Source organism: Psychrobacter muriicola 2pS, from assembly GCF_904846535.1.
Taxonomy (GTDB): domain Bacteria; phylum Pseudomonadota; class Gammaproteobacteria; order Pseudomonadales; family Moraxellaceae; genus Psychrobacter; species Psychrobacter aquimaris.
This window is the reverse complement of record NZ_CAJHBC010000004.1, coordinates 15,048-39,797: the sequence shown is the minus strand read 5'-3', so window position 1 is coordinate 39,797 and position 24,750 is coordinate 15,048. Positions and strand designations below refer to the sequence as shown.

Genomic DNA, 24,750 nt, shown 5'->3' with positions numbered 1-24,750 from the left:
CGCTTTTTTGTGTTTAACTGAAAGCAGTCTGACGAAAAACAATAAATAGTAGATAGCTAAATCAGGAGTATCTCATGCTACCAACCCATTATAAGACCGCTTCATTAGCCGCTCGATATATACAAGCATTGGTCATTAGTACCGCGCTAGTCAGCATAGCCACCAACAGTGCTATTGCTAAAAGTAGCGATACTCCTCTTCACTTTACAAAAGGCGCCATTAGTAGCATCATCACTGGCAAGTTGAACACCCATGAAAATGAGCGGTGGTATCGTTTTAATGCAACCAGTCATCAATATACTGTGATTAATATTGCACCACTTACTGGCACGCCCGAGACTGCTAACGTCGGCGTGTTACATATGCCGAATGGTACGCAAGATGGCACCAAAGGCGGTATCATTTATCAAGGCTGCTTGCCCACAACAGGAGAATATCGCTTACGTATTGCCCGCAACTTGATGGCGACTGAAGGTAAAACGGCTGGTTATAAAGTCGAAGTGATGATATTACCCCAGTATGCCAGCAAATCGCTATGTGAGTACTTATAGCGATTTATGGGTAGTCACTTTGGACGATATTCACATTTTTAGCTACCCAGCATTTTTTTATGATACACCGCGCTAATCTCTTCAACTTCTACGCATATCTGTAACGCTGCGCGCCCTGACTGCTGTTCACTCAGCGTATTCTCTATGGCTACCGTCAATAGCTCAGCGAGCTGATTGCGAACGACCATATCACGACCACTCATGAGCTTTAGATTCGCATAAATAAAGCCAGACGCCTGCTCATCATCTTCAACCCCCACCAAAAATGTCTCAATAGGCACGATACGTGTTTTGATTTCAGCAGGCTGTTTAAACTGACCACTGTCCCATAATGCTTTATTTAACGCTTTAAGAAATGATTCTTCATGAGCAATACTGACATTGGGCGTCATTTGAATGGTTAAATGTGGCATGAATATGTCCTTATAAAATATGAGCGAGGGGTAAGGTATCAGCTATCGTCTCAGGCTTGCTTGAACAACCCGTCAGCGGCAATGATTTTTAGTTAGCAGTAATTTTTTAATCATCAGTAATAGTACTAAAGCAAGCAGCAAGGGTGGCAGCTAATTGTGCTGGTGGCAGCTCAATTTCTAAACCACGACGACCACCACTGACATAAATCGTTGTCTGCTCTGCAGCCGAGCTGTCTATGATAGTCGGCAAGCGCTTCTTTTGTCCCAATGGACTGACGCCGCCCAGCACATAGCCAGTACTCCGCTCTACCTGCTTAGGGTCTGCCATTTGAACTTTTTTGCAGGTCAACAGTTTATTCGAAGATAGTGCCTTAGCCATTTTTTTAAAGTTTAACGTTTTGTCCACGGGTAAGGTAGCAACGGCAAGCGCACCAGTATCTGTCGACACCACCAAGGTTTTGAACACTTGTGACACATCCACGCCTAGCTTTTCTGCTGCTTCTAATCCAAAAGAGTCGGCATTACTGTCATGGATATATTCATGTAATTGATAATCAAGAGCGCGTTGTTTGGCAAGATTAATCGCTGGTGTCATAATATTTCAGCTTATATCAATGATATTAAAGGGTGAGTTTAAATATAGTTATTTTTGGTTGCCGCCAAACTATTATCACGCTAAATACATTAACTTTCAATTATTTGAGCTTATTAAGAGCGGCTTAACTCACTATATAGTGACCAGACCGTATTAATATTAGCAGTATATACAGACACTATATATCGCTTTGGTGGCTTTTATGGCATCATAAGCGCAACATATTTGACTATTTTTGATACTGATTATGATACCGAAGTTCTTAAAAAAACGGATTTTTAAAGCGCCTGTTACAACCGACAGCGCTTCTAATACTGACGTCAATCCAATCGCCCCCAAGCCTTATTCGACTGCTCCGATTAATCAGCTGTATCGCAAGCTATCGGGGCAACTGCTCGACGTCGCTGTCAAACCTAAGCTATTGGGTGAATTACCTGAGTTCGACACTGACGATCAAACGCTAAGGTTTTATGTACTACAAGATTACTCACGCTCCAACAGTATTTTGATTGATTTGCAGACGCAAGAGCATAATCTACCGCCAGCATTGGTTGGGGTACATGATGCTGCCCATGATATCAAAGAAAATGCGGCTATTATCTTTTTAAAACATCCAAGTGCTAAAGACAGTCAGCTATCGCCGCGCCTGTCACGCTTAGTATCCGCTGTATTACAGCATCCAGATCTCAAGGTTCGTCTAGTGCCCGTCTCTATTTTATGGGGACGTGCTCCAGAAAAAGAGGATTCATTGTTTAAGTTGCTGACCGCTGACAACTGGCAAGACCCTAGCATTACCAAGCAGCTCTTTAATATCGGGGTAATGGGACGTGACACCTTTGTACAGTTCCATCCACCCCAAGATCTACGTACCCTTATCAATAATAGCCTTAAAGGTGATGACGAAGGGTCTTCTATTTTTGATGCGCTAGCCATTGATTCAAAAGATAATTTTATAAAAAAAGATGATATAAAAGAAAGTCCTGCAAAAGACAGCAATTTAGACATCACGAGTAGCATTAGTGATGCCAACGAAGCACCAAATTATGCTTTGGTAGCGACCGCCGACAGCAATCGTGAACTGGTCCGTATGCTACAGCAGCAGCTTACCGTTTATTTAGACAAGCAGCGTGCCAGTATGCTCGGCCCTGATTTATCAGACAGACGCAATTTAGTAGACAAGCTAGTGTATTCACCAGCTATCAAACATGCGATAGAGACAGAAGCGGTAGAGTCCGGTATCAGCGTACGTGAAGCCCGTATCTTGGCTAAAGGCTATGCTAATGAGATGGTCAATGATTATTCACATTCTATCGTGCGTGGTTTTTATAAGTTTTTAACATGGTTATGGACGCAACTTTATGATGGCGTAGAAGTCCATCATTTCGAGCGCGTACGCGAGCTTGCGACTGACTATGAGCTTGTCTATGTGCCTTGTCATCGTAGCCATGTCGATTATCTATTACTGTCTTATGTCATCTACAAGCGCGGTCTGAGCATTCCTTATGTCGCTGCTGGTGACAACCTAGATGTGCCCGTATTGGGGCCACTATTACGCGGTGCGGTTGCCTTTTATATACGTCGTAGCTTTCGTGGCAATGCACTTTATACTGCCGTCCTCCGCGAATATATGCACACCCTTATTACGCGGAACACGCCGATTGAGTACTTTATCGAAGGTGGTCGCTCACGTTCAGGACGTTTATTACCACCGAAGATGGGCATGCTAGCAATGACGGTGCACAGTCAATTACGTTATTCTGAGAAGCCAGTGGTTTTCATCCCGACCTATATCGGTTATGAGCGTATCATGGAAGGTGGCACCTATATTGGTGAGCTAAAAGGCAAGCCTAAAGAATCTGAATCTTTAATAGGCTTACTCAAAGTTGGCCGTAAAATTGAGCGTATCTTTGGTAATGTACATTTAAGCTTTGGCACACCGCTGCATCTTAGCGACTTTATGAAAAAATTCGATGTGCCAGCCAATAGCTTGCCGACAGATCGTACCGATACCCCTCTCGATGATAAAGCCAGTGCGATGGTCGATAACATCGGCGTCAAAATCATGCAGCACATCAATAAGGCTGCGGTCGTAACGCCAGTATCACTATTGTCTTTAGTGCTCTTATCTGCACCTAAAGCTGCTCTAGATGAAACGATATGCCGCGAACAAATTGCCCTCTATCAAGGTCTTGCTCAGCAGCTGTCCTACTCAGATGACACCGTCATTACAGATATGAGTCCGCAGCAAATTATTGATTATGGTATTAAGCTGAAACTTATTGAGCGTACGCCGCATATCCTAGGCGATATCATTCAGATCGCCGGCAAGCAAGCGGCCTTGCTCAGCTATTTCCGTAATAACATTCTCCATGTCTTTATTTTACTGTCTTTTTTAGCCGCCTTAGTCGCGCGTAATGGTCGTATCGAACGCAGTCGTTTGGACAATATTGCTAAGCAACTCTATCCATTCTTACAAAGCGAGCTGTTCTTATATTATCCAGCACATGGCTTGGCTGATACCTTGAACAAAAAAGTCGATAGCCTACTCTCTCATGGTCTGATTGTCGAATTGAGCGATGGCGTACTCAGCGTCCCTGAATCAAACAGCAAATGCTATCAGCAGTTGCAAGTGCTGGCGACACCTGTTGGGCAGAGCCTTGAGCGTTACTTTATGACCCTTGCTCTACTCGCCCAGCAAGGCTCAGGTAATCTGACCGAAAACGAAGTCGTTGATCTGTGTCATCTGCTGGGTCAGCGCTTATCTGTACTATATGCAGATGATATCCCTGATTTCTTTGACCGCGCCTTATTCACCAGCTTCATCAGTGCCTTGACTCGTCTTGATTACTTGCAAAAAGATGATGAAACTGGCGTATTGACCTTTGATCATCGTATCAATGACATTGCCCATCATGCTAAGTATGTCCTGACGCCTGATATGATGCAGATTTTGCAGCAAGTCGCTAGCCTAGACGAAGAAGAAATTACCCATGCGATTACTGAGATTAGCAATAAAAAGCAGCGTAAATTTGGTCGTAAGCGTTAATTATTATTCACTTAAAACAAGTACAAAAAAAGACCTCTAATAATTAGAGGTCTTTTTTATTGGATGTAAATATACTAAGTAGAAGTATTAGTTCGTAATCTTCTTATACTTCGCACGCTTAGGACTGGCATCATCACCCATGGTTTTCTTGCGATAAGTCTCAAACTCAGAATAGTTGCCATCGAACCAAACAGGACCTTCATCTTCGAATGCCAAGATGTGAGTGGCGATACGATCAAGGAACCAGCGATCATGCGACACCACCATTACCGTACCTGGAAATACTTGAATCGCATCCTCTAGCGCACGTAAGGTTTCGATATCCAAATCGTTTGATGGTTCATCGAGTAGCAAGACGTTTGCGCCCTGCTTTAGTGTCTTAGCAAGCTGCAAGCGGTTACGCTCACCACCTGATAACTGACCGACGCGTTTTTGCTGGTCTGAGCCTTTGAAGTTAAAGCGACCGATGTAAGCACGACTTGGCGTGGTATAGTCGCCAACCGTAATGATATCAAGACCGTCAGACACTTCTTCCCAAACGGTTTTGTTGTCATCTAAGTTATCACGTACCTGACCAACATAGGCAACTTTGACACTTTCACCCAAATCGACTGAGCCAGTATCTGGTTTGTCACGCTCGGTAATCATGTTGAATAGCGTGGTTTTACCCGCACCATTTGGACCGATAATACCAACGATAGCGCCTGCTGGCACGTTGAAGCTTAAGTTTTCATATAGCAAACGGTCGCCAAATGATTTGGAGATATCATTCACTTCAATGACTTTATTACCCAAACGTGGACCAGGTGGAATATAAATTTCAGCCGTCTCATTACGCTGCTGGAACTCGGTTGAGTTCAGCTCTTCAAAGCGCTGTACACGAGACTTAGACTTGGCTTGTTGCCCTTTTTGGTTTTTACGAATCCACTCAAGCTCTTTTTTCAGCGCTTTAGCGAATGATTCTTCTTGTTTGTTCTGCTGCTCTAAACGCGTGTTCTTTTGCTCTAGCCATTCGGTATAGTTGCCTTCGTACGGATAGCCATGGCCACGATCCAGCTCCAAAATCCACTGAGCGACGTTATCCAAGAAATAACGATCATGGGTAATGGCAACGATAGTACCGCTGTAGTTCTGCAAGAATTGCTCTAACCATGCAACAGATTCGGCATCCAAATGGTTGGTTGGTTCGTCAAGTAACAGCATGTCAGGGCGTGACAATAGCAAACGGCATAGTGCTACGCGGCGTTTTTCACCACCTGACAGTTTGCTAACATCAGCATCCCATGGTGGCAGACGTAGCGCATCGGCCGCTTTTTCTAACTGATTGTTTAGGTTATGAGCGTCCCAAGACTGGATGATATCTTCCATCTTACCTTGCTCTTCAGCCAATTTATCAAAATCAGCATCCGGCTCAGCGTATTCGGCATAAATCGCATCTAGACGAGCGAGTGCATCTAATGCTTCACGCATGCCGTCTTCGACATTACCGCGCACATCTTTACTGTCATCGAGCTGTGGTTCCTGCGGCAGATAACCAATTTTAGTACCTGTCTGCGCGCGCGCTTCGCCGCTAAACTCAGTATCCACGCCCGCCATAATGCGTAGCAAGGTTGATTTACCTGAACCATTAATACCCAATACACCAATTTTGGCACCTGGGAAAAATGACAGGTTAATATTTTTTAAAATTTCACGCTTAGGCGGAACAAGTTTTGACACGTTGTTCATCGTGTAAATATATTGAGCCATTAACACTCCGATAGACTGCATAGAAGAGGCAAGCGAATCATACTTAGCAATGATGCCAAGCTTGCTGCACCTCAAAATCAGGGTTACAAATTATAAGCCATTATCGCATTGTGGCGCATACCCTGCAAGCCAACAGATTGTTTTAGCGGTTGTTTTAAAGCTTTTGTCACAGAGTGCGAAGCTTTCTAGCTAAAAGTGGTAACGAAACCTATCATCGAAACGCCTCGCTTAACATTTTGACTTATAACTGTTTTATAAAGACCACAAAAAATAGCATCAAAACTTTCGCAAATTTAATCAATAGTCGTTAGCATGTTAGAGTAGCTTAACAGAACGAGTGAGCTGACATCAGTGATATCCACTAAACTGGTGCACAAGCAAACACAATATTTATGATATAAATCACTCTGATAGCACTAACAAAGGTACTGACCATATGGCCAACGGCTATAGTCCTGAAATTATTCAACATGCGTTTATCGATTTTATCGGGTCGCACCTATATCCATTTTGGTCATTGACGACTCCGAAGCTACGCCTTATTGCGCGATATCCACTGAACGATGACTTAGTAGCGCTCAGATTTGAGACCAATCACGCTTTTCGACGGCAATTAATTGGTACGCAACGTGGTTGGCAAGGTGGGCAACATCTTAACTTAAGCGTTCTTATTGAGGACGTGTATCACCAGCGCAGCTATTCATTAGTAGGTTTGGCGCACCAACCGCTTTGGTGGCACGATGATACTATCGACAATGTTATTAATAGTGGTGCTAGCAAAAAACAACCGCCTAACCTTACCGTTACCATTGCTATTAAGCCACAAGGGTTGGTTTCGGATTATTTAACCAAACATATGACACTTGGCAGTATCATCAACAGTAGTATTCCCAGTGGCTCTTTCACTTTGCAACAATCATTTATAACAGCACGAATAGAATCAGATGCCGAGAAACCTGCCCCTCTATTATTTATCGCTGGTGGCAGCGGTATTACTCCCATGTTAGGATTTATTACACAGGCACTGGAAAGCGGGCATCGGGTGACGCTGTTATATTATAGTCGTACTGAACTGTTTCCGTTTCAAAACCAATGGCAACAATTGAGCGCAGCGTACCCAGCTTTTACCTATCATCTGGTCAATACTAAAGAATCTGCTACTTATTTGGCTAGCAAGCGACACTTGAGCGCGGACGGTTTGTTGGCATTAGGCCTACCACTGGCAGATACGCAAATATTTGCATGCGGCTCGCAGGCTCTGTTAACTGGCTTATATAAAGCAGCGGCAGAGATAACCTTACCGCAAAACAAAAACTTGCGCGATAACATCATTATAGAAAACTTTGGCAATACTTCGCCCGATTCTAAATTTGATAACGATCAAGCGCTCGATAGAAAAAAATACGCAAAACAACATACTGTCTATTTACGGGCGAGGCAACGGCAGTTTGACAGTAGCACGACATTATTGAATGCCGCGGAAGACGCAGGAATTCGCTTAGCGCATGGTTGCAGACAAGGTATCTGCCAGTTGTGTCGCTGCAATAAAGTCAGCGGCGTGGTCAAAAATATCCAAACTGGCAAAATGAGCAGTGATGGTTATGAATCTATTCAGACTTGCATCAACATTGCCATGACTGATGTGGTGCTGGATATTTAGCAACACGGTGATAAAAATAAATGCTCATAAGATAGAAACACAGCTTGACGTTTTGACGTTAACTTATAGCCTACGGTAAAAAACTTAAACAACTTATTGAACCGAACCCAGTACCGTCTATCCGTACCATTTCGGTTAAGGATTATTTATGCGCTTGCTACCACCCGTCACTACTGCACAATCTGCTGTACCAGTTTTGACCCCACTAACTGATGCACAACTATCGAAAAAAAAGCAGTTGACTCGCTACCCAACGTTGACAGGAGCGCCGCTACCGAAGGCGCAATCTGATGCCCTCGCTAATGAATTAAACGCGCTTTACCGAAGCGTGATGAATTCGTTAGGTAGTGAGGAGACACGATACATTAAACGAGTTTATGCCACGGTAGTCTATAGTGAGATGACGGCGCGTAGCTTATTAGCAGCGGCTGGATGCATGCAGTCAAAACGTAAGCTTGTCGCGACTTGGCTATTGGGTACCTCACTGCTTAGCTTTAGTAAAATCCTAAACAATATGGAGCTTGGGCATAATGTCATGCATGGTCAGTATGACTGGATGCAGCATCCGCATCTCAATAGCCAAAAATTTGATTGGGACATTGTCTGTCCTGCCCCATTGTGGCAACACTCTCATAATTACTTGCATCATACTTTTACCAATATCGTTGGTCGTGACCACGACGTTGGCTATCACTTAATTCGCGTGACTGATGAGCAACCTTGGACGCCAAGCGACCGCCATAATATGTTTAAAACGGCGATACTGGCTCTAGGTTTTGAGTGGGCTGTCGCCTTTCATGACATTCAAATCAGTGTCGACGAATATGCAGACTCCCCTGATCGACACCAAACCATGCAACAAAAATCTCGCGCATTATTTGCCAAAATCGCACGACAAGTCGGTAAAGATCATATTTTGCTACCCACATTAGCAGGGCTGACATTAGGTCGGCGTAGTGCTATGACGACACTGAGTGGTAATGTTACTGCCAATATTGCTCGTAATCTATGGACATGGGCGGTGATATTCTGCGGGCACTTTACCGAACAAGCACATATTTATACTCATCTTGATGACAATGAGAGCAAAGGCGACTGGTACGTACGCCAGATTCTCGGCTCTAGCAACATTCAAGGAAATAAGCTGTTTCATATTTTGACTGGTAATTTATCTCATCAGATTGAGCATCATATCTTCCCTGATATGCCCGCCAGTCATTACGCTCGTATTTCGCCGCAAATACAGGCAATATGTCGCAAGTATAATCTACCCTATAATACTGGGCGCTTTGGTACACAATTCCGGCAAATGCTAGGACGTATCCGTCACTTTAGTAAACCGAGCACTGAAGAATGGCAGGCTCATACTCAATCCCTATCTACTGTGAAAAATACAACTGCTTATGGTGTCGCGCCAGATAAACAAGATGCCGACGGTTTAGGAAAATGGCTTCCACCAGTAGTCCGCCATGCTTTGTCTTATGCTTGGTGATATCTCTCTATAGCTGTCCGTAAGATGCCTATGTGGTTAGCCTAAATAGCTATACTTTAAGAAAGTTAACAGTCGCACTATCTACTCTTACGGTAAGCCCATGGATTACTAAGGTCTGGAATCCTATACTCGATTTTATAAGTTAATATTTCATAATACATAGCTATGGTTATTGTGGCGCATAGCACATTTAATAAATGCTAAGTTCTCGATAGCGATAGTCAATAAGTGGAGCGTACAGATGAGCGAACAGAATTCTAAGATGGATCTAGAGATTATTCATAACAAAGCAGCCAAGCGCTTTGAAACATCCATTGACAATCATATTGGTTATATTAGCTATCAAGAGCGTGATGATAAGTTTGTTTATGATCATACGATCGTACCGCAAGAATTGGGCGGGCGCGGCATTGGTTCCGCACTGGTTAAGCATGCACTGAATTATGCACGTGAACAGAATAAAAAAGTAATACCACAGTGCTCGTTTGTCTCGTCATACATCAGCAAACATCCTGATTACCAAGACTTGATATAGCTCATGCTTAAGCGATGAGCCATAGAAAATGAAGTACGCTAATAAGCATCACGATTTATTTAAAAGTGTTTGACGTACTTATTATTTTTCAATTTGGCTGCTACTTATCTCACTTTTATCACCATTTTAAAAATGAGGACACGCCCTAATAAATTTTAAGCGTTAATATACCATTACCCACCTGTTTATTTGCTGTCTGCCGTCGTATATTTATCTTTGAATATATGGCAAGATAACAAATATAGGTGGGTTTTCTGTCCTATAATGGCTATAGAGTAAAAGGTCTTTAAATTGATGTACCTTTAAGCGGATGTACTAGTGCCAATGCTACAGCTGAAAAAGATAATGGATATTTTTTTATAAAATAGCTCTAGCATCTACAATTTTGTGCCTGATATAGTTTTTAATAAACCAAACCAACATAACAATAAAGGTTATTAATATGAGTAGTTTATCTGATAAACAAGTAAACTTGCAGCTGGAAGAATTGCCTGGCTGGCAGCGTGAGGGTAATGCTATTGTGAAAACATATCACTTTAGCGATTTCGTCGAAGCCATAAGCTTTATGAATCAAGCAGCGTTCCATGCCGAAGCACTCGAGCATCATCCCGAATGGCGTAACACTTATAACGTGGTAGAGGTGCGCTTGACAACTGGCGATACCGGCGGCATTACCAGCCATGATATTCGTCTAGCCAAACGGATGGAACACATTATTCAGCCTAAACGTTTATAAAGATGAATTTATTTTTATAAAATTTATATAAATTAATGATTAATACACATCAATAAAAAAGTCCTCAATTGAGGACTTTTTTTATTTAACAATTTACAGTTATTAATTACATCTTGCGGCTTACAAATGCCACAATAAATAAAATAACAGCAACGGCCAAGAAAATGTATGCCAAATTAGCAGACAACCCAGCGACACCGCCGAAACCCAATAAACTTGCTAACAATGCGATCACGGCAAAAATAATAGCCCAGCGAAACATAACCTTCTCCTTAAATTATTATTGAAAAATCAGATATTCAAAGTCATACAATAGACCCCACCAATAAGAAATCATAAAATAATCATCATTATTATTGATGTGGGTATTGCTGCCTCTAAAATCCTTTTCACTTTACTTTTTGTTTTTTTACTACTCGTTAATTTTGATACTCATTACTACTGCTTACGACCATAGATTAGCAATGTTTATCTTCAGAAAACGTTCATTTTAGTAATAATATCGGTAGGTTATGTAACCTTTGTAGCAAATCTTAGCAGCAGACCTTTTTTCTATCGCTTAATAGCACTTATGTGTATAGATGGTTAGTTATCACTGAGCCTTCAACATTTTCATCATATAATCTGCTATAAACAGTAACTTACAAGTCATTTTTACTGGTCAAAAATACTTTAATATAGCCTTTCAGACAGATATAAATTTTAGACATTAATCATGTGGTTAATTTGATTTCTATCCACACATTAGACTTCAAACTCTGACTGTTAAACGGCAATAGCTTTTAAACGTCAAACTACTCATCAAAACATCTATTAAGGATAATAAATATGGATACCAATACGGATACTGCAAACAACACGCGACAGAACAACGATGAAAATCGTCCTTATGCGGTCGTCTTATATGGTGCAACCAGCTTTGTTGGTCAAATCACAGCACACTACTTAACAGAGTTTTTATCTAATACTAAAGACAAAGATGGCTCTGATGTCACGTGGGCGATTGCTGGTCGTGATGAAGAAAAACTGAATGAATTGCAGTCTAAGCTTGGCAGCACCGTCGATATTATCATTGCCAATAGTGACGATAAGGACAGCCTTGATGAGATGACCAAACAAACCCAAGTCATCATTTCAACCGTCGGTCCTTATCTCAAATATGGTGAGCCGCTGATAAAATCTTGTACCACTCATGGTACAGATTATGTCGATCTCACCGGTGAAGCTATCTTCATCAAAGATATGATGGACAAGTATCAGGACGCGGCAAAGCAAAGCGGCGCTCGTATCGTCAATTCTTGTGGCTTTGATTCGATTCCATCGGATTTGGGCGTCTACTTTACCCAACAACAGGCAGAAGAGAAGTTTGGTAGCGCCTGCGATGTGATTCATATGCGTGTCAAAGCGGCGAAAGGCGGTCTATCAGGCGGCACCATTGCCTCGATGGCGACTATTTTTGAAGAAGTCGGAAAGGATAAGTCACGTCGTAAGCAGGTAGCAAATCCTTATCTACTCAACGATGACAAAGATGCACCAAACGTGCGCCAAGATAACGTCAGCAAACCAGAATACGATAACCAGCACAAACGCTGGCTTGCTCCTTTTGTGATGGCCAGTATCAATACCCGTATCGTGCATCGCACCAACCAATTGCTTGGCTATGAGTATGGCCGCGACTTTAAATATGACGAAGCGATGTGGATGAAAGATGGCGTGAAAGGTCAATTATCAAGCTATGCAATGAGCGCCGGCTTGTTTGGATTTGCCACTGCTATGATGGTCAAACCGAGCCGTGAGTTATTATCTAAGCACGTGCTACCCAAATCAGGTTCTGGTCCATCTGCAGAAGAGCAAGCAAACGGCTACTTTGACATTCGCCTCTTCGGAAAGACGGCTAATAAAGACACAATCAATACGAAAGTAACGGGTGACAAAGATCCAGGTTATGGCAGTACTTCGCGTATGCTAGCGCAAGCAGCATTATGTCTCGCACAAGATATCAGCAAAGAAGAAGTTGGTGGCGGTTTTTGGACGCCAGCCTCTGCCATGGGTAATCATCTACTAGCACGTTTAGAAGAGCATGCAGGTCTTAGTTTTGAAGTTGTCGATTCTTAAAATTACCTATCTATAAATCGAAGCAATCTAATTCTTAATATCTTATCAATGACCGTATCTTAGCAATAAGATACGGTTTTTCATTGCCTATGTTTCCTCATTAGTCGGATAGCAATCTCTTGAGTGATTGTTAATAAATAATAATAACGTAATTTTTCAGTAAACAATATTGGCAATTTTTGCCTTTCTAATACATTAATCTACATATCCCTAGATTAATGTCACAGCCATATTGCAATGAATGACGTAGCATGAAAAAGGTAAAGTATTTTTTACCCCATATTTTATAGTGACTTTTTATAAAAAATAATTATCAAAACGAACCGTTTATTCACTGAGAGTTTGAAATTCATTAAGGCTTTAGACGTGTCAAAGTAAGTTGCCAGTGTAATAAAAATCATATTAATAAAAACTAAGTCTGACTTATTTATCATTAATTTAGAACCAATCAAAAGATCCTAATCTAATTAAAAGGACGTAACGATGAAAATGAATGTATTGACCGCTGCCGTACTGACATCTGGTCTTGCTATGTTTGCAAGCTCTGCTAACGCCGCTATGACTACCGATAACCATGGCAACGTTGGCTATGATAGTTATGAGAAGTGTGTCACCGCCGTCAAAGATGGTTCGGCCAAATTTTATACCCCCTATACTTATCAAAACCCAAAGCGCCAAGCGGGTGAAGCAACTGTCAAAAAAATGCGCTTATCTGAAGTAATGATTCCTCAAACAGTGGTCAATGCAAACAACCTAACAGCCAATGATTACTCCGCAGGTGCTTGCGATTTAGGCGTTGGGCAGTCGAATGGGCGCTATGGTGTTTCGGGCGCATTGGTTGGTACATACGTCCCTATCGCCGCTGGCATGCCTGTCAACGTCTATATGGACAAGGCTGGCAATCCAATACGTTTAAGCATGCAGCAGTGCGATAACCACTTCGGTGCCAAGTTTCCAACGCCTATTATGAGCGAAATAAAAGAAGCTATAGCACCAGAGGCACAAATCGCTATTGTTGAAGATCGCCGTGTAGAGCCTGTCATCGTTGAAACCACACGTGTTATCCGCCCTACTAAATATAGCGTAAAAGAAGTCATCATCGTACCAGAAGATCAAATCAAGCGTATAAATACGGCGACAGGTACAGCCATTGCTATCGAAGATGAGGCCAATCGTACCCTAATCGTTGGCGAAGAAGCAGATGAGGATGTTATCGATAACACTGAAATCAATCAAACCTTCCCAGTCACTCGTGTTCCTAATAGCAGCCCTCAACAACGCGTCGTTGATCCAAACACTGGTAAGTATATCGTGATTGAGTAAGACTTTAATAAAATACAGATGGACAAGGTTAGTTGAAGCACCATTATTATGAAAAACAAGGAAAGGAAGGTAGAGAGTAACGCTATTTTCCTATCTGACAATAACCATACAATAGTTGCACAAAGTCACCTGCTAACATCCGTCTGTTAGAATTTTAATCTATGCACTACTGAACTAACGCTTGTTTAGTTGGTATTCTCCCCTTTAGATTTTTATCACTGATTTAGGTCAGCTTATAAAGCTCTTTATCCAAATCCATCATGATAATCTCTTAATGGTTATCATGATTTTATTTTGTCTACAAATCAAATGTTAGATATATTAAATATATAGATTTGAATTACTAAATAAATTTTTGATATGCAACTGCGATATATGACAGTTGGCAACATAAGCGTCCAGTTTGAAATTTTTTAAACTGACATTATAAGATTGTAAATTAAGGAATTGATTCATGAAAAAAAGTACTCTATCTTTATCGCTACTCATTGGCGCTGCGCTCACCATCCCAAGTTTGGCTATGGCAGCACCTGCTGATACTGCAGCAGTTGATATGCAAGCTGCGGCTACCGCCACCACACTTGAGACAGACGCTGAAAATATAAATAATGCCTCAACAGACAATCAATCTACTCCGTTTCAGATTAGTGAGACCCAAATTATCTCAAGAGCAAACGTGAATAATAGCGCTAGCCAACAGCCGATGACTACTGAGCTTCAAGCGGAGCAAGAATCAATGGAAATGGATGCCGAACAGGCAGGGATTCAAGATGCTGAAGAAGTGATGCAAGAAGAAGTGATGCAAGAAGAGGCCATGCAAGAAGAAGGCTCATTAGAAGCACAACAAGATTTACAAGAAGGCGAAGAAACCACAGAAGCTTTATAGAATACGAAATAGAGTACGACACAAACGCTGCTGTTAACTGAGATCACTGAAAAAAAGTTATTTAGCGAGTTAAGTTTTGAGCAGTTATCAGTGTTCATTAGCAATTTCTATTTGTAGATAAATTCCATAAAAAAGGCAGCCATTAGGCTGCCTTTTTTATGATGATGAGTAATAACTATTTTTTGGTTTTGGTCACGCCAGCTTCTTGTAACAATGCACCAAGCGTGCCCATTTTGCTAGGCGCTTCTGCTTTATCAGCCTTTGGTGCTTTGCTACGATTATTATTAGCATTGTCTTTATCCTGACGATTACCACGAGGTTTCGACGGGCGTTTATCAGTAGCTGGACGGCTACTATTCGGACGGTTGCTATTTGCATTATCGCTACGTGGACGACTGACTTTCTCATTATTACCAGTACTTTCAGCCGCCTTCGCTGCTGGGCGCGCAGGCTTTTCAGATTCTGGCTTCATACTAAAGCCAATACGACCACGTTTTTCATCGATAGAGATGACACGTACTGAAACGATATCACCTGGCTTAACACGATTCATCGGATCAGCGACAAAGTCATTGGCCATTTGTGAGATATGTACCAAACCATCCTGATGGACGCCAACATCAACGAAGCAACCGAAGGCTGTCACATTGGTCACCACACCTTCAAGCTGCATACCTTCTGCTAAGTCTTTAATACTGTTAACGTCTTCACGGAAATTGGCAGTTTTAAATTCAGGACGTGGATCGCGTGCTGGTTTGGCTAACTCTTCGATAATAGCGGATACACTAATATTGTCATCATTAGCAGCAAGTGCAGTAGTATCGATCGTATTTAGTACGCCGTCATTACCGATTATTTCTGGCAATGCTTGACCAGTTTGTGCCAATAAGCTATCGACCAGCGCATAGCTTTCTGGATGCACACCAGTGGCATCAAGGGGATTACTACCACCATGGATACGCAAGAAGCCTGCTGCTTGTTCAAAGGTCTTAGCGCCTAAGCGTGGGACATTTTTCAATGACTCACGACTATCAAAAGCACCATGCTCTTTACGATAGGTCACGATTTGCTGCGCGACGTTTTTGTTCAAACCAGCAATATGCGCCAAGATAGCAGGGCTTGCCGTATTCACATCAACGCCAACGGCATTTACACTATCTTGAGTCACTTTATCCAAACTGTCTGCCAGCTGGGTTTGGTTGACGTCATGCTGATATTGACCCACACCAATGGCTTTTGGATCGACTTTAACCAGCTCTGATAATGGATCTTGCAGGCGACGCGCAATAGAAACGGCTCCGCGTACAGAAACATCTAAATTAGCCAACTCATCACTGGCCAGCTCACTGGCTGAATAGACGGAAGCGCCAGATTCATTGACGATAACTGCTTTGGCTTGTAACTCAGAGTTGGCAGCCAAAATTTCTTTAATCATCGCGTCTGTTTCGCGGCTCGCCGTACCATTACCGATAGCAACTAAATCAACGTTGTAAGTACTTAATAATTCATCGATGACTTTTTTGGCTTCATCCATTTTATTATCAGGCGCAAATGGATAAACTGTGGCGACGACAGGCTTGTCTTCGCTGTCTAGCATCACGTGGCCTTGCGCATCGACGATGGCCATTTTGACACCATGACGAATACCGGGATCAACGCCCAAAATCACTTTGCGACCAGCAGGCGCTGACATGAGTAAATGCTGTAGATTATTGGCAAACACATCAATCGCATCCGCTTCAGCAGTCAGACGTTTTTCCGTCAATAAGCGATGTTCGATATGCGGACGCCATTTATCTTTCCATAAACTGGTCGCGGCTTCTACTAAAAATTCACGGCGCTCAGCGGGTGCTTTGGCATCAAGCTCAAAATGTTTAATAATTTTTTCAATAAAGGGTGCGTCTTCGCCTTCTATTTTGAGACCTAAGACGTTTTCTTGACGACCACGCAGCATCGCTAATAAACGATGATTCGGCAGACGCGCAAGGCTTTCGCTATGCTCGAAGTAATCTTTAAACTTCTCGCCGACTTCACGTTTTTCCTCACTGGCAACGGCAGACACGATACTGGCCGTCTTGGCAAAGCCACTGCGCAAGTTGTCTAGCAACGCCAAAGCCTGCGTCCATTCATCAACGATGATGGCTTGTACGCCAGCCAATTGCTTGTCGATATCGCTAAAATCAACTTCGATCTCATTACCACTATCATCGGTGATGCTAGATGGTACTTGATAGTCAGCAAGTGCAGCGGTTGGTGTTACTTCTTGCGTCAAGACGGCTTGCGCTGCCACATCAAGACCAGCAGCACGTGCTTTGGCAGCTGGAGAACGGCGACGCGGGCGGTATGGCAAGTAGATGTCTTCCAGCTCAAGTTTCGACGTCGCATTATCGATACGCGTCTGTAGCTCGTCCGTTAGATTGCCCTGTGTACTAAGCAGCTCAGTGATTTTAAGGCGACGGGTTGCCATATCGCGCTCATAATTGAGTGACTTCTCTAGAGCTCGCAATTGCGCATCGTCAAGATTCTGCGTCTTTTCTTTACGGTAACGGGCAATAAACGGAACGGTCGCGCCTTCATCGTAAAGTTTGACAAACGCATTGACTTGAGCAGTCTTAATGCCAAGCGCGCGAGCAAGCTTGTCGTGAATATTCGCGTGTGTGGTTGCATCCAAAACCTGTGCATTTGTCGAGGTTTGAGATGGCGTTAAGGTATCAGTGCTACTCATAGACGTATCAATCGTTGAGAAATGTAGTTTTGCATTATAGCAAAAGCTGCATGAATAAAAATCCTTTTTATCTTTTCGTTCTTTATCGCTTGTTTTATGGCAAAAATCGTCTCATATCATAGGTTCTGTCGCTTTGTTAAACAAACGCATACAGCATTTATTCTCATGGGTGATGCAATTCGCGGTGCAATCTTATACACTAAAGTATCAATAGCACAAATATTGGTACGCGCTGACGCATTGAACAATAGTATTCAAATTTATGATGGATTGAGACGGACCTTTACTTTTCACCACTCATTAAATAAAAACAGTTTTTTGCTCATGGTTTTTTCTGTACAGTCGATTCAAGATAATTTAGCTATGATGAAAGCACGTTAAAATACTATGAATAGTAGACTCAACGAGCCTGACACCGTATCTTCTTTATGTCATTTTGACTATATAACCTTTAGCCTTAACTGTTAATGATAATTTCTACTAATAATAATTTTTATAAGAGGATGCCTGTATGACCGATAATAACAGCCCCGATACTTTGACTCAGCGTATTTTAGTCGTCGATGATGATGCACGCTTGCGCTCTTTATTACAGCGCTTTCTGGAAGACGATGGTTTTGTCGTCCGTACAGCTCATGATGGCAGTCAGATGGATAAATTGATGCAGCGTGAACTGTTTTCTTTGGTAGTACTCGATTTGATGCTACCAGGCGAAGATGGCATTAGTATCTGTAAGCGTCTACGTGAAGACAATGGTGACATTCCTATCATCATGCTTACCGCAAAAGGGGGTGATGCCGATCGTATCGCCGGTCTTGAAGCAGGCGCGGATGATTATCTGCCAAAACCATTTAACCCAAAAGAGCTATTGGCTCGTATCAAAGCGGTATTACGTCGTCAAAATCGCGAGCTGCCTGGTGCACCAAGCCATCAGCTTGAAGTGGTTGAGTTTGGACCGTGGACCCTTGATTTATCGACTCGTACACTCAAGCGCGATGGTAATGTTGTTACCTTAACGACAGGTGAGTTTTCAGTATTAAAGGCTTTAGTGCAGCATCCACGTGAGCCATTAACCCGTGACAAACTGATGAACCTTGCGCGTGGTCGTGAATGGGGTGCGATGGAGCGTTCTATCGACGTACAGGTGTCACGTTTGCGTCGTTTGATTGAAGACAATCCGTCACAAGCACGTTACATCCAAACCGTTTGGGGTGTAGGCTACGTATTCGTTCCTGACGAAGCCGAAGTAGAAACCGTTAAAAGTGAATAGACTTTGCGTTATGTATTCACTTAATACGTTTGTTTGAGAGAATCACTTAAAACAGTCACTTAACACATTTGCTTAACCTCGTTTTCTGTTAGCATCGTTTACGTTTCCTAGCAGATGAGGCGCATCTTTGAGACCATTTTGAAACCATCTATTATTTTTCAAAACATACCCTGCACCTTGGTGACAGGGTTTTTGGGTGCTGGCAAAACCACCGTGATTAATCAGCTGCTTGCTATTAAACCTACCGATGAGCGCTGGGCATTACTGATTAATGAATTTGGTCGTATCGGTATTGATGGTGCGCTGTTGGCAAGCTCGCAAGATAGTATGGCTGAGCAAGATAATATTGCGATACGAGAGGTCAGTGGTGGCTGTATTTGTTGTACCAGTCAGCTGCCATTACAAATTGCTATCAGTCGGCTACTTAGTGAGCATCATCCACAGCGGTTGCTCATTGAACCTACAGGGCTTGCTCATCCGCGTGAGCTTATCATGCAGCTCAGTGCACCGCATTGGCAAACAGCGCTCAATATGCAGGCAGTAATAACGGTACTGAGTGGCGTGCAATGGCAGCAAGACAAATATCGTGATCATGACGGTTTTCAAGCGCATGTCCGTGATGCCGATGTGTTGGTCATTAATCGCTATGCGCAATTAAGCGATAGCGAAAAACAAGCACTGCAACAATGGATAGCCAAGCTAAATGCACAGGTAAAAATTATTTGGGCAGCATTTTCACAAACCACGCCTGATATTGCAAACCTATCCCATGCCTATCTATCAGAATCAAGCATGTCAGAGCTGACCACTCAGCTAACCAAGCCCAGTCAGGTTATCTCGAAACAACGCACAGTCAATATCGTTCACGCTCAAAAATCGATTATTAATTTGCAATCGCAGAGTAACGCCCTATCGACCGCCTTGTCATCCAACGCTTTTACAGATAGAGATGACGCGCAGACCGACACAGATATTGAGCTACCTTACCGTTATCATGAGAAACAGCAAGAGTTACAGTTGGCGGGTTGGCGACTGCCAGCGCACTACATATTAAAAGCGGATGAGTTACAGAGTTGGTTATTAACGCTACCGAATTGGCAACGTATCAAAGGTGTGGTACATACCTCTGACGGCTGGCTACAAATCAATTTTACTCCTGACAGCTTAACCACCAGTACGGTCAGCGCACAAGTTGATAGTCGGCTAGAGATTATCTTGCAGTTGGATGCACACACTAGTAACGACAACGAGACCACGGTAGAAAGCGACCGCTCAGAAGAAAAAGATAGGACAGCATTTTTGTCTTCTATAGAGACACTGCCTTTTATCGATTGGGATGCCTGCGATCGTGAACTAATGGCACTGGTTATATAATAATAGACAAAAAAAGGGCGGACATTGCTGTTTTATATAGCAATGTCTGCCCTTTTTCTTTTTTAACGTAATTGACTGTCTTTGCTACCGCGCCGGTTGAACAACTCAGCGGCTCTCGCCTCTTGTTCAAGTTCTGTCTGACAGCTGACACAATGCTGAATACCAGGTACTGCTAACCGCCGTGCTTCTGGAATAGGATTGCCACATTCATCACACAGCTCGGCACTGATGCCAGTTGGCAACGCACGTCGCGCCCGCTCTAATGCATCATTAACGGTCGCATCCATCTGTTCGTGCTCAGCACCATCTCTTGACCAACCACCTGCCATAACTCTATCCTATTTATGATAATTAGATATTACAAATCAGTTTAATAACAAATAGATGGGGTTATTTATGATTGATTGCAACCTACTAGAGCGTGCCTTCAATCTGAACGCAAGCGACTAAATGGGCTAAATAATGACATTTCTTAGCAAAAAATCCCATGGCTAATCTTTCGGCTGTAGCTCAACCACTTGACCACGTACCCCAATACTGGCATCACTCATCAAACAGACATAGCCTGCCATGATATCTTCCGGTGTTTTTAGACTCATAGGGTTCTCCCCTGGATAAGCATGAGCACGCATATTGGTACGAGTACCGCCAGGATTAACACAGTTAAAACGTAGATTAGTCGTAGTCTGTGTCTCTTGAGTAAAGATATCGCTCATACCCTCTACGGCTTGCTTGGACAGCGCATAAGCACCCCAAAATGCGCGAGGATGTGTACCAACTGTGCTAGAGGTGAAAACAATAGAACCATTCTCAGCATCTTTGAGTAATGGTAGCAATGCTTGGGTGAGCATAAACGTCGAGGTAAAGTTAACCTTCATAACTTGTGCGAATGTATCGACGTCATACATCTCAAGTGGGGTTAGCTGCCCAAGCATACCCGCATTGTGCAAGATACCATCGAGCTGACCGACTTCTTTATTAATCAACCCCTCTAACTGCTGCATCTCAGCATAGGTTGCCCCTTCTAGATTCATCGGCAGCATGGCAGGCTGTTTGCCGCCAAGACTTTCAATTTCATCATAAACGTATTCAAGTTTACTGCTGGTACGTCCCAATAATAGGACTGTAGCTCCATAGCGAGCATAAGTCAGCGCTGCAACGCGGCCGATACCGTCACCTGCACCCGTGACCAAAATAGTCTTACCGTCTAAACAATTATCAGACGGCACAAAATTACGAATATCATCATGAGTTAAAGGTTGATTTAGACCTTGAACAGTTCTCTGGTTGTCTTGCTGATTAGGCGGCTGATTAATATTGTCACTCATGGCATTGCTCACTGCTTATCGTTTAATAGTTGGAATGTTGAATACTTATCTGGTTTCTTTAAAAAACTAGATTGGTAGCAAACTTGATTTATAGATAGTCAAATTTACCAGAAGAGAGCAACAGTTTGTTTAATTGCTCAGGCGTATCAGTAATATAATCTGCGCCCCACTTCTTTAGGTTTTTTTGATCTTCAGGTGGAATATAACCGTAAGCCGCCAAAATTGTTGGCATACCAGCCGCGTTGCCAGCTTCAATGTCACGTATATGATCGCCAACGTAAAGTACACAACCAGCAGCGCCGCGAGGGATTCCAAGTTTTTCTAAAGCCATGTACATTGGCTCTGGATCGGGTTTTGAGCGAGACACATCATCAGGACAGACCAAAGCAGAACAGCGCCCGTCTAACTGCATCTTGTCTAGTAATTTCTCTGCCAAATAACGCGGCTTGTTGGTCACAATACCCCATGGCACCTCTTTTTCTTCAAGAGCAGTCAACACGTCTTCTAATTCAGCGAACACACAACTATCAACACATATCTCAGCTTCATAATCATCTAAAAACTGTTGGCGAAACTCCAGTAAAGCTTCCTCGTTAACCTCAATTTGATCGTTATGACGTAGCATCAACTGTACCATCGCTGAGGCACCAGCAGAAACTTGCTCACGAATTTCTGTTTCAGGCGGTGCTTGCCAATCATTTTCGCGGCTCATTTTACCGATAATACGGACAAAGTCAGCAGCCGTATCGATTAATGTCCCATCGAGATCAAATAAAACCGCTTTTACAAATTGGCTCATAGTGAATGCTCTTAATATAGATAAGGTGTTGAGTGAAATAGTATGGCATGAAAACAACCAAATACGGCATTCGGCTTAAGCCAGTGGCTTGTGTACTACCATCATGTAATTGACATCGACATTTTGAGCCAGCCAATAGCGCTTGGTCAGCGGATTATAATGTAACCCAATGATATCTTGACGTGTAAATCCAGCGTCAATTGCCATTTTGTCTAGCTCAGCTGGCGTAATAAATTTGGCATAGTCATGAGTGCCGCGATCAAGCAAGCGCAATACATACTCTGCCCCAACGATGGCGAATAGATATGATTTAGGGTTTCGATTGATCGTCGATAGCACGCAGACACCGCCTGGTGCCAATAGCTCAAAACACGCCTGTACAATCGAGCTTGGATCAGGCACATGCTCGAGCATTTCCATACAAGTCACTACATCAAACTGACCTGCATGAGTTTTGGCTAATTCTTCTACTGGAATATGCTGATAGCGTAAAGTCTCATTTAAAGCGCTTTGCTCTGCATGCAGCGCTGCCGCCTTTAGATTTTCGGTACCCAAATCAATCCCTGTCACATCCGCACCGCGACGTGCCATAGACTCCGACAATATACCGCCGCCACAGCCAACATCGAGCACTTTTTTTCCAGCCAAGCCTGTCTCAGCCGTTTTATGACTGTCTTTATCAGCGCTGTCATTTTGATAACTACGCTTGACGTTTTCCTCTATCCAATTTAAACGCAGTGGATTTATTTCATGCAAAGTCGCAAATGCACCCGTGTTACTCCACCATTCGCTGGCCAACTTATTAAACTTGTCGACTTCGCTAGGATCTACATTAATGGCGGTAGCCGTTGTTTCATCAAGACTGCTGCTTGCTTGCTCATTCAAAGAAGGCGAGGAAGATGGAGCTGAGCTCATTGCATTTTTCCTTTATTGTCATTATCGTTGTAATCATATACAGTGCACAATTATGTACCTAATATTAGCATGAGAGCGGCAGCTTTGTCGTGAGTACATCGTCACCGATTGTGAATGGTCTTAGCAAACGTTCATATTTTCTGTTCCGTTTTTTTAGGTGATAGATGGCTCAAACAGCCTAAAGCCTAAATAATAAAACGCTAAAAAAAAGTCCAAAAAATACAGTGAAATAAGCCTTAAATAATAGCTCACAGCTTTACAACCATTAGTTAAGAATCGGATTCACAAGTGACCATGTTTTACGTTATTATAGTCGATACGTCACTATAGTTCGATTATACTCGACGCTATCTCGTTTGGGCACTTTAAAAACCTGTGCGCTATACTCAAAACCATACGATACTAGAATATCTCAACAAACCCTAAGTTTTCACACCTCAAGGATAAAGTATGAAACGTGTCATCACACTGACTGGTCTGGCCATGGCCATTGGACTTGCCACTATGGGCGCACAAGCTGCCGACTATGTCGCCGGAAAAGACTATCGCGTGCTAGACAATCCAGAAAAAATCAGCGGTGATGCTATCATTGTTCGTGAGTTTTTTTGGTATGGTTGCCCGCATTGTAACGTTCTTAACCCACATATGGAAAAATGGGCTAAAAACAAAGACAAAGATGTTGCCTTTTTCAAAACACCAGCAGCGCTTAACCCTGTCTGGGAAGCCAACGCTCGTGGTTTCTATGCCGCTCAGCTGTTAGGATTTGAAGACAAGACCCATGACGCGCTATTTGATGCCATTCATAAAGATGGTAAGAAAATATTTGACCAATCATCATTAAGCAAATGGTATGCATCGAAAGGCGTTAATGAGAAGAAATTCAATAGCCTTTATAATTCATTCGCCGTTGGCACGAAAATTGGTCGTTCACAAGCAGGCGCTAAGCGTTATCAGCTCTCTGGTGTGCCAGCAGTCGTCGTGCAAGGCAAATACGTTGTCACTGGTGAAAGCGCCACTGTACCTAAAGTCGTTGACTATTTGGTTGACAAAGTGCGTGCTGAAAAGAAATAGGTTAGGTACTAATATAAATTAGGCACCGTTATAAGTTAGGGACTAGCATTTATCTATAAGTGTCATTTGGACATAAATGCTCTTACCCATAAAAAAGCCAATCACTTGATGATTGGCTTTTTTATTTGGATACTAAATTAATTTATAAGTGGAGATATTGTATAAAT

The 24,750-nt window shown here is 42.7% G+C and carries 22 protein-coding genes; 13 read left to right on the top strand and 9 right to left on the bottom strand.

Annotation, left to right across the window (positions count from 1 at the left end):
* The first annotated feature begins 74 nt into the window (after positions 1-74).
* Positions 75-551 (top strand): hypothetical protein, encoded by a 477-nt coding sequence (locus JMX93_RS07040; protein ID WP_499204319.1) that lies wholly within the window; start codon positions 75-77, stop codon positions 549-551.
* A gap of 38 nt (positions 552-589) precedes the next feature.
* Here JMX93_RS07040 and JMX93_RS07035 read toward each other — a convergent pair whose 3' ends face one another.
* Together JMX93_RS07035 and ybaK are read right to left on the bottom strand one after the other, a co-directional pair.
* Complete coding sequence (locus JMX93_RS07035) at positions 590-964, bottom strand: 5-carboxymethyl-2-hydroxymuconate Delta-isomerase (protein WP_499204318.1); 375 nt, start codon at positions 962-964, stop codon at positions 590-592.
* Positions 965-1,070: 106 nt separating this feature from the next.
* Positions 1,071-1,559 carry a Cys-tRNA(Pro) deacylase gene (ybaK, locus tag JMX93_RS07030; RefSeq protein ID WP_499204317.1) on the bottom strand — a complete coding sequence of 163 codons (489 nt, stop codon included), beginning with the start codon at positions 1,557-1,559 and terminating at the stop codon, positions 1,071-1,073.
* 247 nt (positions 1,560-1,806) lie between these two features.
* Here ybaK and plsB point away from each other — a divergent pair, with 247 nt between their 5' ends.
* Positions 1,807-4,605 (top strand): glycerol-3-phosphate 1-O-acyltransferase PlsB, encoded by a 2,799-nt coding sequence (plsB, locus tag JMX93_RS07025; RefSeq protein WP_499204316.1) that lies wholly within the window; start codon positions 1,807-1,809, stop codon positions 4,603-4,605.
* A gap of 87 nt (positions 4,606-4,692) precedes the next feature.
* Here plsB and ettA read toward each other — a convergent pair whose 3' ends face one another.
* On the bottom strand, positions 4,693-6,354 hold the full coding sequence (ettA, locus tag JMX93_RS07020) for an energy-dependent translational throttle protein EttA (RefSeq protein ID WP_193010958.1): 1,662 nt from the start codon (positions 6,352-6,354) through the stop codon (positions 4,693-4,695).
* Positions 6,355-6,790: 436 nt separating this feature from the next.
* On the opposite strand from ettA, the gene JMX93_RS07015 reads away from it, so the two are divergent.
* The 4 genes from JMX93_RS07015 to JMX93_RS07000 all read left to right on the top strand — a co-directional run bounded on the left by JMX93_RS07015 (position 6,791) and on the right by JMX93_RS07000 (position 10,777).
* Complete coding sequence (locus JMX93_RS07015) at positions 6,791-8,014, top strand: flavin reductase family protein (protein ID WP_499204315.1); 1,224 nt, start codon at positions 6,791-6,793, stop codon at positions 8,012-8,014.
* 148 nt (positions 8,015-8,162) lie between these two features.
* Positions 8,163-9,506, top strand: coding sequence for a fatty acid desaturase family protein (locus JMX93_RS07010; RefSeq protein WP_499204314.1), 1,344 nt, complete (start codon positions 8,163-8,165; stop codon positions 9,504-9,506).
* A gap of 241 nt (positions 9,507-9,747) precedes the next feature.
* Positions 9,748-10,041, top strand: a complete 294-nt coding sequence (locus tag JMX93_RS07005) for a GNAT family N-acetyltransferase (RefSeq protein ID WP_499204313.1) — start codon at positions 9,748-9,750, stop codon at positions 10,039-10,041.
* 442 nt (positions 10,042-10,483) lie between these two features.
* Entirely contained in the window at positions 10,484-10,777 is a 294-nt protein-coding gene (locus JMX93_RS07000; protein WP_193010954.1) for a 4a-hydroxytetrahydrobiopterin dehydratase, read from the top strand.
* Positions 10,778-10,883: 106 nt separating this feature from the next.
* Here the strand turns inward: JMX93_RS07000 and JMX93_RS06995 are convergent, their stop codons facing one another.
* Positions 10,884-11,039 carry a DUF1328 domain-containing protein gene (locus JMX93_RS06995; RefSeq protein ID WP_021814049.1) on the bottom strand — a complete coding sequence of 52 codons (156 nt, stop codon included), beginning with the start codon at positions 11,037-11,039 and terminating at the stop codon, positions 10,884-10,886.
* A 566-nt stretch (positions 11,040-11,605) separates the two neighbouring features.
* On the opposite strand from JMX93_RS06995, the gene JMX93_RS06990 reads away from it, so the two are divergent.
* From JMX93_RS06990 to JMX93_RS06980, 3 genes are all read left to right on the top strand, one after another.
* Entirely contained in the window at positions 11,606-12,892 is a 1,287-nt protein-coding gene (locus JMX93_RS06990) for a saccharopine dehydrogenase family protein (protein WP_499204312.1), read from the top strand.
* Positions 12,893-13,375: 483 nt separating this feature from the next.
* Complete coding sequence (locus JMX93_RS06985) at positions 13,376-14,215, top strand: hypothetical protein (protein ID WP_499204311.1); 840 nt, start codon at positions 13,376-13,378, stop codon at positions 14,213-14,215.
* 454 nt (positions 14,216-14,669) lie between these two features.
* Complete coding sequence (locus tag JMX93_RS06980) at positions 14,670-15,101, top strand: hypothetical protein (protein WP_499204310.1); 432 nt, start codon at positions 14,670-14,672, stop codon at positions 15,099-15,101.
* 175 nt (positions 15,102-15,276) lie between these two features.
* Here the strand turns inward: JMX93_RS06980 and JMX93_RS06975 are convergent, their stop codons facing one another.
* Entirely contained in the window at positions 15,277-17,826 is a 2,550-nt protein-coding gene (locus JMX93_RS06975; protein WP_499204309.1) for a Tex family protein, read from the bottom strand.
* A gap of 96 nt (positions 17,827-17,922) precedes the next feature.
* On the opposite strand from JMX93_RS06975, the gene JMX93_RS06970 reads away from it, so the two are divergent.
* The 3 genes from JMX93_RS06970 (at position 17,923) to JMX93_RS06960 (ending at position 20,470) form a co-directional block, all read left to right on the top strand.
* Complete coding sequence (locus JMX93_RS06970) at positions 17,923-18,207, top strand: hypothetical protein (protein ID WP_499204308.1); 285 nt, start codon at positions 17,923-17,925, stop codon at positions 18,205-18,207.
* Positions 18,208-18,337: 130 nt separating this feature from the next.
* The gene (ompR, locus tag JMX93_RS06965; protein WP_193012037.1) at positions 18,338-19,096 is read left to right on the top strand and encodes an osmolarity response regulator transcription factor OmpR; all 759 of its coding nucleotides are present in this window, start codon (positions 18,338-18,340) and stop codon (positions 19,094-19,096) included.
* Between the two features lie 114 nt (positions 19,097-19,210).
* On the top strand, positions 19,211-20,470 hold the full coding sequence (locus JMX93_RS06960) for a CobW family GTP-binding protein (RefSeq protein WP_499204307.1): 1,260 nt from the start codon (positions 19,211-19,213) through the stop codon (positions 20,468-20,470).
* 62 nt (positions 20,471-20,532) lie between these two features.
* Here JMX93_RS06960 and JMX93_RS06955 read toward each other — a convergent pair whose 3' ends face one another.
* From JMX93_RS06955 to ubiG, 4 genes are all read right to left on the bottom strand, one after another.
* The gene (locus JMX93_RS06955; protein ID WP_443557671.1) at positions 20,533-20,799 is read right to left on the bottom strand and encodes a DksA/TraR family C4-type zinc finger protein; all 267 of its coding nucleotides are present in this window, start codon (positions 20,797-20,799) and stop codon (positions 20,533-20,535) included.
* A 162-nt stretch (positions 20,800-20,961) separates the two neighbouring features.
* Positions 20,962-21,798: a YciK family oxidoreductase gene (locus JMX93_RS06950; protein ID WP_499204306.1), complete on the bottom strand. Its 837-nt coding sequence runs from the start codon at positions 21,796-21,798 to the stop codon at positions 20,962-20,964.
* 88 nt (positions 21,799-21,886) lie between these two features.
* Complete coding sequence (locus tag JMX93_RS06945) at positions 21,887-22,597, bottom strand: HAD family hydrolase (RefSeq protein ID WP_193012033.1); 711 nt, start codon at positions 22,595-22,597, stop codon at positions 21,887-21,889.
* A 75-nt stretch (positions 22,598-22,672) separates the two neighbouring features.
* Complete coding sequence (gene ubiG, locus JMX93_RS06940) at positions 22,673-23,512, bottom strand: bifunctional 2-polyprenyl-6-hydroxyphenol methylase/3-demethylubiquinol 3-O-methyltransferase UbiG (protein WP_499204305.1); 840 nt, start codon at positions 23,510-23,512, stop codon at positions 22,673-22,675.
* A gap of 450 nt (positions 23,513-23,962) precedes the next feature.
* Here ubiG and JMX93_RS06935 point away from each other — a divergent pair, with 450 nt between their 5' ends.
* Positions 23,963-24,583, top strand: a complete 621-nt coding sequence (locus JMX93_RS06935; RefSeq protein WP_045443155.1) for a thiol:disulfide interchange protein DsbA/DsbL — start codon at positions 23,963-23,965, stop codon at positions 24,581-24,583.
* Positions 24,584-24,750 lie beyond the last annotated feature (167 nt).